Annotated in this window: 12 protein-coding genes; all 12 read left to right on the forward strand. The window is 70.9% G+C overall.

Annotated elements, in window-relative coordinates:
* The first annotated feature begins 81 nt into the window (after positions 1 to 81).
* Positions 82 to 1,386: a dihydroorotase gene (locus SACAZDRAFT_RS00170; RefSeq protein ID WP_005437467.1), complete on the forward strand. Its 1,305-nt coding sequence runs from the start codon at positions 82 to 84 to the stop codon at positions 1,384 to 1,386.
* Positions 1,386 to 1,877: a PH-like domain-containing protein gene (locus SACAZDRAFT_RS00175; RefSeq protein WP_005437469.1), complete on the forward strand. Its 492-nt coding sequence runs from the start codon at positions 1,386 to 1,388 to the stop codon at positions 1,875 to 1,877. The genes SACAZDRAFT_RS00170 and SACAZDRAFT_RS00175 overlap by 1 nt, the downstream gene beginning before the upstream one ends.
* A complete protein-coding gene (gene carA / locus SACAZDRAFT_RS00180) occupies positions 1,874 to 3,010 on the forward strand; it encodes a glutamine-hydrolyzing carbamoyl-phosphate synthase small subunit (RefSeq protein ID WP_005437471.1) in 1,137 nt (378 codons plus the stop codon). Before SACAZDRAFT_RS00175 ends, carA begins: the two co-directional genes overlap by 4 nt.
* Positions 2,994 to 6,329, forward strand: coding sequence for a carbamoyl-phosphate synthase large subunit (gene carB / locus SACAZDRAFT_RS00185; protein WP_005437473.1), 3,336 nt, complete (start codon positions 2,994 to 2,996; stop codon positions 6,327 to 6,329). The genes carA and carB overlap by 17 nt, the downstream gene beginning before the upstream one ends.
* Positions 6,326 to 7,171 carry an orotidine-5'-phosphate decarboxylase gene (gene pyrF, locus SACAZDRAFT_RS00190; protein WP_005437475.1) on the forward strand — a complete coding sequence of 282 codons (846 nt, stop codon included), beginning with the start codon at positions 6,326 to 6,328 and terminating at the stop codon, positions 7,169 to 7,171. Before carB ends, pyrF begins: the two co-directional genes overlap by 4 nt.
* A gap of 271 nt (positions 7,172 to 7,442) precedes the next feature.
* The gene (gene mihF / locus SACAZDRAFT_RS00195) at positions 7,443 to 7,760 is read left to right on the forward strand and encodes an integration host factor, actinobacterial type (RefSeq protein WP_005437476.1); all 318 of its coding nucleotides are present in this window, start codon (positions 7,443 to 7,445) and stop codon (positions 7,758 to 7,760) included.
* The gene (gene gmk / locus SACAZDRAFT_RS00200; protein ID WP_005452042.1) at positions 7,757 to 8,425 is read left to right on the forward strand and encodes a guanylate kinase; all 669 of its coding nucleotides are present in this window, start codon (positions 7,757 to 7,759) and stop codon (positions 8,423 to 8,425) included. The genes mihF and gmk overlap by 4 nt, the downstream gene beginning before the upstream one ends.
* Positions 8,398 to 8,697 carry a DNA-directed RNA polymerase subunit omega gene (gene rpoZ, locus SACAZDRAFT_RS00205; RefSeq protein WP_408638056.1) on the forward strand — a complete coding sequence of 100 codons (300 nt, stop codon included), beginning with the start codon at positions 8,398 to 8,400 and terminating at the stop codon, positions 8,695 to 8,697. The genes gmk and rpoZ overlap by 28 nt, the downstream gene beginning before the upstream one ends.
* Positions 8,698 to 8,704: 7 nt before the next feature.
* Entirely contained in the window at positions 8,705 to 9,943 is a 1,239-nt protein-coding gene (coaBC, locus tag SACAZDRAFT_RS00210) for a bifunctional phosphopantothenoylcysteine decarboxylase/phosphopantothenate--cysteine ligase CoaBC (protein ID WP_005437479.1), read from the forward strand.
* Between the two features lie 46 nt (positions 9,944 to 9,989).
* Positions 9,990 to 11,204, forward strand: coding sequence for a methionine adenosyltransferase (gene metK / locus SACAZDRAFT_RS00215; RefSeq protein WP_005437481.1), 1,215 nt, complete (start codon positions 9,990 to 9,992; stop codon positions 11,202 to 11,204).
* 56 nt (positions 11,205 to 11,260) lie between these two features.
* Entirely contained in the window at positions 11,261 to 12,403 is a 1,143-nt protein-coding gene (locus tag SACAZDRAFT_RS00220; RefSeq protein WP_005437482.1) for an acyltransferase family protein, read from the forward strand.
* Positions 12,404 to 12,440: 37 nt separating this feature from the next.
* A partial coding sequence (locus SACAZDRAFT_RS23095; protein ID WP_005437484.1) for a primosomal protein N' family DNA-binding protein occupies positions 12,441 to 13,661 on the forward strand: 1,221 nt, incomplete at its 3' end.

Consider the following 13,661-nt stretch of genomic DNA (forward strand, 5'->3'; position numbering starts at 1 on the left):
CGCCGACCGGGTTGGGCCCCCGCTGCGGCACGCTGTGCGGCCGCAGTAGGGGAGGGTGTCCCGCAGGGAACGGAGGCGACCGTGACTGAGGATCGGGCCGGCAGCGTGCTGCTGCGGCAGGTGCGGCTGTATGGCGAGGGCGAGCCGGTCGACGTCCTCGTCGCGGATGGCGTCATCGCCGAGATCGGGCGGATCGACCCGCCGTCCGGCGCCGAGGTGATCGAGGGTGAGGGGCAGGTTCTGCTGCCCGGCTTCGTCGACCTGCACACGCACTTGCGTGAACCGGGCCGCGAGGACACCGAGACGATCGACACCGGTTCCGCCGCGGCGGCGTTGGGTGGTTACACGGCCGTGTTCGCCATGGCCAACACCGACCCGGTGGCCGACAACGCGGTGGTGACCGACCACGTGTGGCGCCGGGGCCGGGAGGTCGGTCTCGTGGACGTGCATCCCGTGGGTGCGGTCACCGTGGGACTGGCGGGCGAGCGCCTCGCCGAGATGGGCACCATGGCGAACTCCGCCGCGGGGGTGCGGATGTTCTCCGACGACGGGCACTGCGTCGCGGACCCGCTGCTGATGCGGAGGGCGTTGGAGTACTCGACGGCGCTCGGTGTGGTGGTGGCCCAGCACGCCGAGGAGCCGCGGCTCACGGTCGGCGCGCAGGCGCACGAGGGTGAGCGGGCCGCGCGCCTCGGGTACGCGGGCTGGCCGGCGTCGGCGGAGGAGTCGATCGTTGCCAGGGACTGCGTGCTGGCTCGGCACGCGCGGGCCCGGCTGCACGTGTGCCACGTGTCGGCGGCGGGCACCGTGGACGTGCTGCGGTGGGCGAAGGAGCAGGGGACCGAGGTGTCGGCCGAGGTCACGCCCCACCACCTGTTCCTGACCGACGAGCGGCTCGCGACGTTCGACCCGGTGAACAAGGTCAACCCGCCGCTGCGCGCCGAGGCCGACGCGGAGCGGATGCGGCAGGCTCTCGCCGACGGGGTGATCGACTGCGTCGCCACCGACCACGCGCCACACGCCCCGCAGGACAAGGACACCGAGTGGTCGGCCGCGCGGCCGGGCATGTTGGGCCTGCAGACCGCGCTGTCGGTGGTCGTGGAGACGATGGTTCGTCCCGGCCTGCTCGACTGGCGCGGGGTGGCGCGCGTGATGAGCGAGCGGCCCGCCGAGATCGTCGGCCTGCCGGATCAGGGCAGGCCGCTGGCCGTGGGCGAACCCGCCAACGTGGTCCTGGTGGACGAGAAGGCGGAGTGGACGGTTCGCGGAGCCGAACTGGCGAGCCGGGCGACCAACACGCCGTACGAAGGGCTGCGGCTGCCTGCCGTGGTGAGCGCCACGCTGCTGCGCGGGCGTGTGACGTCGCGCGAAGGGAAGATTGTGTAATGGACCGGCTCTTGCTGACACTGCTGTGCTTCGCGTTCTTCGCTCTCTGCCTCTACGGCATGTGGCGCGGGTGGCGACGAAAGGCTCGCGCCCAGAGCGTGCTGGTCCCGCCGTTCCCCGCCGTGCCCGCCGATCCGGGCGAGGTGCTGTTGGAGACACGGGGGCAGTACGTCAGCACGACGGTGTCGGGGCACTGGCAGGAACGCATCGTCACCCGGGGCGCGGGTATGCGCGGCCCGGCGGTGCTGCGCCTGTACGACGACGGGGTCGAGGTGGACCGCGCCGGTGCTCCGAGCTTCTGGATCCCGCGTGACAGCGTCGTCCGCGTCGGTACGGCCAAAGGAATGGCGGGCAAGGTCATGGGCACGGAGAGCCTGTTGGTGGTCACGTGGCGCCTTGGGGACGTCGAGCTCGACACCGGACTGCGCGGTGACGACCTTTCCGTCTACCCGCAGTGGATCGAGCAGGTCAAGGGAGGTGCCCAGGTATGACCGGCACGCACAACGCCGCCGCACTCGTGCTGGAGGACGGGCGGATTTTCAGAGGGACTGCCTACGGCGCGCGCGGGCGCACGCTGGGTGAGGCGGTCTTCTGCACCGGGATGACCGGGTACCAGGAGACGCTCACCGACCCCTCGTACCACCGGCAGATCGTCGTGCAGACGGCACCGCACATCGGCAACACCGGCTGGAACGACGAGGACGACGAGTCGCAGCGCATCTGGGTCGCCGGGTACGTCGTGCGCGACCCGGCGCGTGTGCCGTCGAGCTGGCGGGCGACGCGTTCGCTGGACAGCGTCCTCGTCGAGCAGGGCGTGGTGGGTATCGCCGAGATCGACACCCGCACCCTGACCCGGCACCTGCGGGAGCACGGCTCCATGCGGGCGGGCGTGTTCTCCGGCGATGCGCTGGTCGGCGACGACGACATGGTGGCGCAGGTGCTCGCGAGCCCGAAGATGAAGGGCGCGGACCTCGCCCGCGAGGTGACCACCTCGAAGCCCTACGTGGTGCCCGCCATCGGCGAGACCCGGTTCCGGGTCGCGGCGCTGGACCTCGGCATCAAGGCGAACACGCCGCGGCAGCTCGTGCGGCGCGGTGTCGAACTGCACGTGCTGCCCGCGGGCAGCGGCATCGACGACGTCCTCGCGACCGAGCCGGACGGCGTGTTCCTGTCGAACGGCCCCGGCGACCCGGAGACGCAGGGCGACGCGATCGAACTCACCCGCCGGGTGCTGGAGCGTGGTCTGCCGCTGTTCGGGATCTGCTTCGGCAACCAGATCCTGGGCCGGGCGCTGGGCCTGTCGACCTACAAGATGCGGTTCGGGCACCGCGGCATCAACGTTCCCGTGATCGACGCGGCGACGGGCCGTGTGGCCATCACCTCGCAGAACCACGGCTTCGCGCTGGAGGGCGAGCCGGGGCAGCGGTTCGACTCGCCGTTCGGTAAGGCGCACGTGAGCCACTACTGCGCCAACGACGGCACCGTCGAGGGGCTGCGGTGCGAGGAGGTCCCGGCGTTCTCCGTGCAGTACCACCCCGAGGCCGCCGCGGGCCCGCACGACGCGGCGCCGCTGTTCGACGACTTCGTGACCATGATGGAGGCCCGCCATGCCCAAGCGCACTGACATCGAGCATGTGCTCGTGATCGGGTCCGGGCCGATCGTCATCGGCCAGGCCGCCGAGTTCGACTACTCCGGGACGCAGGCGTGCCGTGTGCTGCGGTCCGAGGGTTTGCGGGTGAGCCTGGTCAACTCCAACCCGGCCACGATCATGACCGACCCGGAGTTCGCCGACTCGACCTACGTCGAGCCCGTGACGCCGGAGTTCGTGGAGAAGGTCATCGTCGCCGAGCAGGAGAAGGGCAGGCCGATCGACTCGCTGCTGGCCACCCTCGGCGGCCAGACGGCGTTGAACTGCGCGGTCGCGCTCCACGAGCGCGGGGTGCTGGAGAAGTACGGCATCGAGCTCATCGGCGCCGACATCGACGCCATCCAGCGCGGTGAGGACCGGCAGAAGTTCAAGGACATCGTGCGCGCCGTCGGCGGCGGTGTTCCGCGCAGCGCCGTGTGCCACTCCATGGAGGAGGTCCACGAGACCGTCGCGGAACTCGGGCTGCCGGTGGTCATCCGTCCGTCGTTCACCATGGGCGGCCTCGGCTCGGGCATGGCGCACACGCCCGAGGAGCTGGAGCGCATGGCGTCGTTCGGGCTGGAGGAGAGCCCGGTCACCGAGGTGCTCATCGAGGAGAGCGTCCTCGGCTGGAAGGAGTACGAGCTCGAACTCATGCGCGACCGCCACGACAACGTGGTGATCGTGTGTTCGATCGAGAACGTCGACCCGATGGGCGTGCACACCGGCGACTCCGTGACCGTCGCCCCGGCGATGACGCTCACCGACCGCGAGTACCAGCAGATGCGCGACCTCGGTATCGCGGTGCTGCGCGAGGTCGGTGTCGACACGGGTGGCTGCAACATCCAGTTCGCCGTCAACCCGAAGGACGGCCGCATGGTCGTCATCGAGATGAACCCCCGCGTCTCGCGCTCGTCGGCCCTGGCGTCGAAGGCCACCGGATTCCCCATCGCCAAGATCGCGGCCAAGCTCGCGATCGGGTACACGCTCGACGAGATCAGCAACGACATCACCGGCGAGACACCCGCGTCGTTCGAGCCCACGCTCGACTACGTGGTCGTCAAGACGCCCCGGTTCGCGTTCGAGAAGTTTCCCGGCGCGGACCCCGAGCTGACCACGACGATGAAGAGCGTCGGCGAGGCGATGGCGCTCGGCCGCAACTTCGCCGAGGCGCTGGGCAAGGCCATGCGCTCCCTGGAGACGAAGGCCGTCGGGTTCTGGACCAGGCCCGACCCTGAGGGCGCGACGCTGGAGTCGACACTCGAGGCACTGCGCACGCCGCACGAGGGACGCCTCTACACCGTGGAGCGCGCGTTGCGGCTCGGTGCCACCGTGGAGCAGGTCCACGAGGCCAGCGGCATCGACCCGTGGTTCCTCGACCAGATCGAGCTGATCGGTGAGGTGGGCGCGCAGCTGCGCGACGTGCCCGTGCTCGACGAGGGCCTGCTGCGCCGGGCCAAGCGCATCGGACTGTCCGACCGGCAGATCGCGGCCCTGCGGCCGGAACTGGCCGGTGAGGACGGCGTCCGCGCGCTGCGCCACCGGCTCGGCGTGCGTCCGGTCTTCAAGACCGTGGACACGTGTGCCGCGGAGTTCGAGGCGAAGACGCCCTACCACTACTCGGCCTACGAGACGGACCCCGCCGCGGAGTCCGAGGTGGCCGAGCAGCGGGAGAAGCCCAAGGTACTGATCCTGGGCTCGGGGCCGAACCGGATCGGTCAGGGCATCGAGTTCGACTACTCGTGCGTGCACGCCGCGCTGGCGCTGCGCGAGGCCGGGTTCGAGGCCGTGATGGTGAACTGCAACCCGGAGACCGTGTCCACCGACTACGACACCTCCGACCGCCTGTACTTCGAACCGCTCACGTTCGAGGACGTGCTGGAGATCGTGCACGCCGAGCAGGAGTCGGGAGACGTCGTCGGGGTGATCGTCCAGCTCGGTGGGCAGACTCCGCTGGGCCTCGCCCAGCGGCTCGCCGACGCGGGAGTGCCCGTGGTGGGGACACCGCCCGAGGCCATCCACCTCGCGGAGGAACGCGGCGCGTTCGGCGAGGTGCTGACGGCCGCCGGCCTGCCCGCGCCGAAGTACGGCATGGCGACGTCGTTCGACGGTGCCCGCGCGATCGCCGACGAGATCGGCTACCCGGTGCTGGTGCGGCCCTCGTACGTGCTGGGCGGCCGGGGCATGGAGATCGTCTACGACGAGGAGTCGCTGCGCGGCTACATCGAGCGCGCGACCGAGGTCACCCCCGAGCACCCCGTGCTCGTCGACCGGTTCCTCGACGACGCCATCGAGATCGACGTCGACGCGCTCTACGACGGCGAGGAGCTCTTCCTGGGCGGTGTCATGGAGCACATCGAGGAGGCCGGGGTGCACTCCGGCGACTCGGCGTGCGCCCTGCCGCCGATCACCCTGGGCCGCACCGACCTGGACGCGGTCCGCCGCTCGACCGAGGCCATCGCCAAGGGCATCGGTGTGCGGGGGCTGCTCAACGTCCAGTACGCCCTCAAGGACGACGTCCTGTACGTGCTGGAGGCCAACCCGAGGGCGTCGCGCACCGTGCCGTTCGTGTCGAAGGCCACGGCGGTGTCGCTGGCGAAGGCGGCGGCTTTGCTCATGACCGGTTCGTCGATCGCCGATCTGAGGGCGCGCGGCGTCCTGCCCGCCGAGGGCGACGGTGGACTGCTGCCGGTGGGCTCGCCGGTGGCGGTGAAGGAGGCCGTGCTGCCGTTCCACCGGTTCCGCACGCCGGAGGGCCACGGGGTCGACTCGCTGCTCGGTCCGGAGATGAAGTCGACGGGCGAGGTGATGGGCGTCGACGTCTCGTTCGGCGAGGCGTTCGCGAAGTCCCAGGCGGGCGCGTACGGGTCGCTGCCCACGCACGGCACCGTGTTCGTCTCGGTCGCCAACCGGGACAAGCGGTCGCTGGTCTTCCCGGTGAAGCGGCTCGCCGACCTGGGCTTCCGGGTCGTCGCGACGGCGGGCACCGCGGACGTGTTGCGGCGCAACGGCATCGAGTGCGCGGTGGTGCGCAAGCACTACGAGGGCAGCACGGCCGCCGAGCCCAACATCGTCGAGGTGATCCTGGACGGCGGTGTCGACATGGTGATCAACACGCCGTACGGGAACAGCGGTCCGCGCGTGGACGGGTACGAGATCCGCACCGCGGCGGTGTCGCGGGGCATCCCGTGTGTCACCACGGTGCAGGGCGCCGCGGCGGCGGTGCACGGCATCGAGGCCCTCATCCGCGGGGACATCGTCGCGCGCTCGCTGCAGGAGTTGCAGGCCACCGTTCGTGAGGTGACCCGCGCGTGAGCGGGCACCCGGAAGGCTCGTTCGGTGCGCGGCTGACCGAGGCGGTGGCCGCTCGCGGCCCGCTGTGCGTGGGCGTGGACCCGCATCCGGCGTTGCTGGAGGCCTGGGGGCTGCCCACGGACGCGGGCGGGCTCGAACGCTTCGCTCTGACGGCCACGGAGGCCCTCGCGGGCTCCGTGGCCGTGCTGAAGCCCCAGTCGGCGTTCTTCGAGGCGTACGGGTCGGCGGGGATCGCGGTACTCGAACGCGTCCTCGCCACCGCCCGGGAGGGCGGAGCACTCGTGTTGCTGGACGTCAAACGCGGGGACATCGGGTCGACGATGGCGGCCTACACGGCCGCCTACCTCGCCGACGGAGCGCCGTTGGCGGCCGACGCCGTCACGGTGTCGCCTTACCTCGGTTTCGGTTCGTTGGACGCCGCGGTGGAGCAGGCACGGCTCACCGGGAGAGGGGTGTTCGTGCTCGCACGGACGTCCAATCCGGAGGGCCACGCCGTCCAGCGGGCGAGAGACGCCCACGGCGCCACCGTCGCGCAGTCCATTGTGGATGAAGCGGCGAAGTGCAACGAGGGTGCGGACCCGCTCGGTCACGTGGGCGTGGTCGTGGGTGCCACCGTGGGGCCGGACGAGGTGTCCCTGGAGCGCCTCAACGGGCCCGTGCTGGCCCCGGGATTCGGCGCTCAGGGTGCCACCGCCGAGGATTTGCGCCGGGTTTTCGGAGGGGAACAGAGAGGCCTGCTCCCGACGTCGTCGCGGGACATTCTGCGGCACGGTCCCGACCCGGACGCGTTACGCGCCGCGGTGGAGCGAACGCGGGATACTCTCGCGTCCATCCTGCCGTAAACGCATGCGGCGCCGGAACAAGCCCTGGTCCGACCATATTTTGATCTTGCACTACGCTACGCGTCGTGGCGTCAGGCGGGGTGTTCCGGCGCAACAGGAAATGCTTCGGATTCCGACCTTGCGACCCATGTCTGGGAGCGTTTCCGTGAGTAGGGTCGGCTCTGGCCGTGTCCTGGCGCGGTCGGCATCACCCCCGCATTGAGAGACCAGGTCGAGGGTGGGTACGGTCGCCACACCCACCCAGAATTTTTGAGTAACACCGGAGGAAAACGTGGCACTTCCCCAGCTCACCGAGGAACAGCGTGCTGCGGCGCTGGAGAAGGCCGCCGCCGCCCGTCGCGCTCGCGCGGAGCTCAAGGAAAGGCTCAAGCGCGGCGGTACGACCCTCGCCGACGTGCTGAAGCAGGCCGACGAGGACGAGGTCCTCGGCAAGATGAAGGTCTCCGCTCTGCTGGAGGCTCTGCCGGGCGTGGGCAAGGTGCGTGCGCAGCAGACGATGGAGCGGCTGGAGATCGCCACCAGCCGTCGTCTGCGTGGTCTCGGCGACCGGCAGCGCAAGGCGCTGCTGGCCGAGTTCAGCGGCGAGTGAGTGAGCAGGTTCACGGCTCGAACGCGGCAGGCTTTCCGGCCGGTCGCGCGATGAACGGTGAGTCGGTGTCGGGCGCGAGCCCCAGGCACCGGCTCACCGTCGTGTCGGGCCCGTCCGGCGTCGGTAAGTCGAGTGTCGTGGCCGAGTTGCGACGACTGTGTCCCGACATCTACTTCAGCGTGTCGGTGACCACCCGGCCACCGCGCGCCGGCGAAGTGAACGGTGAGCACTACCACTTCGTCGACCGGGAGACCTTCGAGGCGATGGAGCGCGGCGGCGAGCTGCTCGAACACGCCGAGTTCGCGGGCAACCGCTATGGAACGCCCCGAGCTCCCGTGGAACGCGTGCTGGACGCCGGTCGCCCGGCCGTCCTGGAGATCGAGCTCCAGGGTGCCCGGCAGGTGCGTCGGGCGATGCCGGAGGCGCAGCTGGTCATGCTGCTGCCGCCCTCGTGGGACGAACTGGTCGGCAGGCTCACGGGACGGGGCACGGAGCACGACGACGCCGTCCGTGCGCGTCTCCGCGAAGCCGAACGAGAACTCGCGGCGGCCGACGAGTTCGACGAGCGCATCGTCAACGCCGACGTGCGAGCCGCCGCACGCCAGTTGCTAAGCTTGGTGACTGGCCGAACCACCGCATGCGACGAGACGGAGCACAGTCAGTGACCGCGATTACGCTGGGTCCGCAGGGTGAGCAGCTTGAAGGCATCACCAACCCGCCCATCGACGACCTGCTCGACAAGGTCAGCTCGAAGTACGCCCTCGTGATCTACGCGGCGAAGCGCGCCCGTCAGATCAACGACTACTACGCCCAGCTCGGCGAGGGTCTGCTGGAGTACGTGGGGCCGCTCGTGGAGCCGGGCCCCCGCGAGAAGCCGCTGTCGATCGCTCTGCGCGAGATCCACTCGGGTCTGCTGGAGCACACCGAGGGCGAGTAGTCCTCCGGTGGGAACGCGACCTCGAGTCGTTCTCGGTGTCGGGGGCGGCATCGCCGCCTACAAGGCGTGCGAGGTGCTGCGCGGACTCACCGAGACCGGGCACGACGTCCGTGTCGTCCCCACCGCCGCCGCCCTGAACTTCGTCGGGGCCGCCACCTTCGAGGCGTTGTCGGGGCATCCCGTGCACACCGGGGTGTTCTCCCAGGTTCCCGAGGTGCAGCACGTGCGGGTCGGCCAGGAGGCCGACCTGGTGCTGGTGGTGCCCGCGACGGCGGACCTGCTGGCGAAGGCGGCGCACGGGCTCGCCGACGACCTGCTCACCAACACGCTGCTGACCGCACGGTGTCCGGTGGCGTTCTTCCCCGCCATGCACACCGAGATGTGGGAGCACCCGGCGACGCAGGACAACGTGGCGTTGCTGAGGTCACGCGGCGCCGTGGTCACCGAGCCGGACTCGGGTCGGCTGACCGGCAAGGACACCGGCAAGGGCCGCCTCGCCGATCCGCGGGAGATCGTCGACCTGGCCCGTCTGCTGCTCGCGCGTCCCGACGCGCTGCCCCGCGACCTCGACGGGGTCCGGATCGTGGTGTCGGCGGGCGGGACCCGGGAACAGCTGGACCCGGTGCGCTTCCTCGGCAACCGATCGTCCGGCAAGCAGGGCTACGCGCTCGCCCGGGTCGCCGCGCAGCGAGGGGCCGAGGTGACGCTCGTCGCCGCGCACACGGTGGCGCTGCCCGACCCGGCCGGAGTGCGCGTGGCGCGCGTGTCGACGGCCGCCGAGCTGGAGAGCGCCGTGAACGCGGCCTCGCTGGACGCCGACGTCGTCGTGATGGCCGCGGCGGTCGCGGACTTCCGTCCCGCCGCCCGAGCCGAGCACAAGATCAAGAAAAAGGACGACGGATCGGCTCCGACCGTGGTGTTGGAGCGCAACCCGGACATCCTCGCCGGCCTCGTGGCACGCAGGCGGCCCGGCCAGCTGCTGGTGGGGTTCGCGGCGGAGACCGGCGACGAGCACGGCAGTGTCCTCGACCACGCCCACAAGAAGTTGAAGCGCAAGGGCGTCGACCTGCTCGTCGTGAACGCCGTCGGCGAGGGCCGCGCGTTCGAGGTCGACGAGAACACCGGGTGGCTGCTGTCGGCCGACGGTGCCGAGCAGCGCATCCCGTTGGGCGCCAAGACCGAGCTCGCGACCACCGTGTGGGACGCCGTGTCGGAGCTGCTGCGGGAGAGTGGGCGGCCCCAGTAGGCTTCAGTCGCATCGACACGTCGAGTGAGGATGGGGCGAAGGTCCGGTGTGTGCGTCGAACCGCAGGTTGTTCACGTCGGAGTCGGTGACCGAGGGGCATCCCGACAAGGTCTGTGACTCGATCAGCGACTCGATTCTGGACGCGTTGCTGAGCAAGGACGCGAACAGCCGCGTCGCGGTCGAGACCCTGATCACGACCGGGCAGGTCCAGGTCGCCGGTGAGGTGACCACCGAGGCCTACGCCGACATCCCGACGATCGTGCGCGATCGCGTCCTGGAGATCGGCTACGACTCGTCGGCGAAGGGCTTCGACGGTGCGTCGTGCGGGGTCAACGTGGCCATCGGTTCGCAGTCGCCCGACATTGCCCAGGGTGTGGACGCCGCGTACGAGACCCGGGTCGGCGAACACGATCCCGGCCACGTCGACGAGTTGGACCGCCAGGGCGCGGGCGATCAGGGTCTGATGTTCGGCTACGCGTGCTCGGACACCCCGGAGCTGATGCCGCTGCCCATCGCGTTGGCCCACCGGCTCGCCCGGCAGTTGACGGCCGTCAGGAAGGACGGCGTGCTGCCGTACCTGCGGCCGGACGGCAAGACGCAGGTGACCATCGAGTACGAGGGCGACCGCCCGGTGCGGCTGGACACCGTGGTCATCTCCAGCCAGCACGCCGAGGGCATCGACCTCGACAAGCTCCTCGCCGTGGACGTCGCGGAGCACGTGGTGGGTCCGGTGCTGCGGGAGATGGACTGGGAGCAGGAGGACACCCGCCTCCTCGTGAACCCGACGGGGCGGTTCGTGGTGGGTGGTCCGATGGGTGACGCGGGCCTGACCGGGCGCAAGATCATCGTGGACACCTACGGCGGTATGGCGCGCCACGGTGGTGGTGCGTTCTCGGGCAAGGACCCGTCGAAGGTGGACCGCTCGGCGGCGTACGCGATGCGCTGGGTCGCCAAGAACATCGTCGCCGCAGAACTCGCGGGCCGGGTCGAGGTGCAGGTGGCGTACGCGATCGGGAAGGCGGCGCCGGTGGGGTTGTTCGTCGAGACGTTCGGCACCGAGAAGGTGGATCCGGCCAAGATCCAGGCCGCGATCACGGAGGTGTTCGACCTGCGTCCGGCGGCCATCATCCGGGATCTGGACCTGTTGCGTCCGATCTACGCGCCGACGGCCGCCTACGGTCACTTCGGCCGGACCGACGTCGACCTGCCGTGGGAACGCACCGACCGCGTCGACGAGCTTCGCGCCGCTGTCGGAGCGTGACGGTGCGCCACCCCTTCGGGGGCCGAGTGGGTGGAGTGGCTTAAACTCCCGAACTCATGGTGCAGGCGCAGGAGGTCGTGGCGAGCCCGGTGGCGGCGGCCGAGACCGAGAAGGCCAAACCCCGCAAACCGCGCTACATCAGCTGGGATGCGGTGCGCGTGGTCGGCATCTTCGCGGTGCTGGCCTTCCACGCGACGCTGCTGGCGCCGTTGAACCTGCCGGGCCTCGATCTGCCGCCCGAGCCGCTGCGAATGGACTTCCCGTTCGGAGCCTCGGTCCTCATCACCGTGTCGGGCTACTTCGCGGCGATGACGATCGGCAAGCACCCCTCGCTGAGGTGGTGGCTGCGCAGGCTCGCGCGCCTGTTGCCCGCGTTCTGGGTCGCCGTGGTGGTCATCTTCGTGACGACCCAGCTGCTGGCGCCCGAGGGGCTGCCCCGGCACACCTACGGCGACCTGCTCGGCAACCTCGCGCTGGTGCACCTGCTGGTGCCCGACGTCGCCTACATCGACCTGGCGCACTGGACCGTGCCGGTGCAGGTGGCGGGCTTCACCGCCATCGCCCTCTTCGCGGCGAGCAAGCGGGTGCGCGGCACCGTGGCGTCCGCGGTGATGTGGGCGGTGCTGCTCGTGCCGCTCGCGATCCGGTACCTGTTCATGGGACCGGGCGACGTCGTGCCGATGTGGCTCTCCATCGCGATGGACGGCACCGGACTCAACCGGGCGCACCTGCTGATCGCGGGTTTCGCCATCTACCGCTGGTCGAAGAAGCGCATGAGCTTCACGCAGCTCTACCTGATGCTCATCGCGGTGTTGATGGCCCACAGCATGCATCCGCCCGCCAACGACGCCGTCCTGCCCTACGCGGTGGCCATGGTGCTCATCTGCGTGGCGGCCTACGCGCCGGCGTGGAACGGCCGGGTCTTCACGGCGCTGGAGCGGCCGATCCGCTGGCTCGCCGGCATCTCCTACGGCGTGTACCTCATGCACTACGTGATGGGCACCATCGTCGCCCGGCATCTCGCCGACCTGGGTGTGCCGTGGTGGGGCTGGGTGCCCGCGTGGTTCGCGGCGGCCATCCTGCTCGGGTGGGCGTTGACGAGGCTCGTGGAACAGCCCGCGTTCGACCTCCTGAACAAGTGGATCACCCCGAAGCGGCAGCCCGTTCCGTCGACGGAACCCGCCCGCCCCTCCGTGTGAGGCGGGCACACCCACCGGGTCTGGTAAAGAAGGACGGATGAGCCGTTCGGACACCGACCCGCTGTGGGAGTTGCCGCAGCCGCCGTCGGCGGAGTCGCGGGCGCGGTCGGATCGTCCGGCGGCGTCACCGGGGAGAGCGGCGAGGGCCGCGAAGAGCGCGAAGGGTTCGCGGTCCTCGCGCGGCGCCAAGGGCAAGCGGCAGCCCGCCGACACCGACCCGATCGCGCGCGTGCTCGTCGACGTTCCGCTGGCACACCTCGACCGGACCTTCGACTACCAGGTGCCGCGGGAGCTCGCCGAGACCGCGGTGCCGGGATGCCGCGTGCGGGTGCGGTTCGCGGGTCAGCTCGTGGACGGCTACCTGCTGGAGCGGGCGGCGACCAGCGACTACACGCGCAGGCTCGCGTTCCTGGAGCGCGTCGTCTCGCCCGAGCGCGTCCTGCCTCCCGCGCTGCTGCGCGTGTGCCAGGCGGTCGCCCGCCGGTACGGGGGCACGCTCGCCGACGTGGTGCGCCTGGCGGTGCCCCCTCGGCATGCGCGGGTGGAAGCAGAGCCGCCGCGTCCACCCGCCGCGGTGGCCTCGGCACCCGACCCCTCCGGTTGGCGTGCCTACCCGCGTGGACCGGCGTTCTTCTCGGCCGTGCGCGACGGGAAGGCGGCGCGCGCGGTGTGGCAGGCGCGTCCCGGGGAGGACTGGCCCCGTAGATTGGCCGAGCTCGCCACCGCGGTCGCCGCCGGAGGGCGCGGCGCGGTGCTCGTCGTGCCCGATCACCGTGACGTCGCTCGCGTGCACGCCGCGTGCGCGGCACTCGCCGGGGACGACAGTGTCGTGGCGTTGTCGGCCGGACTGGGGCCCGCGGAGCGGTACCGCCGATGGCTGGCCGTGGTGCGCGGTGCGGTGCGCATCGTGGTGGGGACGCGCGCGGCGATGTTCGCGCCGGTCGCCGACCCCGGGCTCTACGTCGTGTGGGACGACGGCGACGACCTGCACGTCGACCCGCACGCGCCGTACCCGCAGGTGCGCGACGTGCTGCTGCTGCGCGCCCACACCGACGCCGCGTCGGTGCTGGTGGCCGGTCATTCGCGCACGGCCGAAGCGCAGCTGCTGGTGGAGACCGGGTGGGCGCACTCGATCGTCGCCCCGCGCGAGGAGCTGCGCGCGCACGCGCCGCGGGTGACCCCGACGGGGGAGGACTTCGACGTGGCCCGCGACGAGGCGGCGCGCGCCGCCCGGCTGCCCGCGGTCGCGTTTGAAGCC

This window comes from Saccharomonospora azurea NA-128 (assembly GCF_000231055.2).
In the GTDB taxonomy this organism is placed as follows: domain Bacteria; phylum Actinomycetota; class Actinomycetes; order Mycobacteriales; family Pseudonocardiaceae; genus Saccharomonospora; species Saccharomonospora azurea.

Coding starts and splice junctions, on each gene's coding strand:
- carA (WP_005437471.1), top strand. CDS start 1,874: ATGACCGGCACGCACAACGCCGCCGCACTCGTGCTGGAGGACGGGCGG.
- carB (WP_005437473.1), top strand. CDS start 2,994: ATGCCCAAGCGCACTGACATCGAGCATGTGCTCGTGATCGGGTCCGGG.
- SACAZDRAFT_RS00220 (WP_005437482.1), top strand. CDS start 11,261: ATGGTGCAGGCGCAGGAGGTCGTGGCGAGCCCGGTGGCGGCGGCCGAG.
- rpoZ (WP_408638056.1), top strand. CDS start 8,398: ATGCGACGAGACGGAGCACAGTCAGTGACCGCGATTACGCTGGGTCCG.
- SACAZDRAFT_RS00175 (WP_005437469.1), top strand. CDS start 1,386: ATGGACCGGCTCTTGCTGACACTGCTGTGCTTCGCGTTCTTCGCTCTC.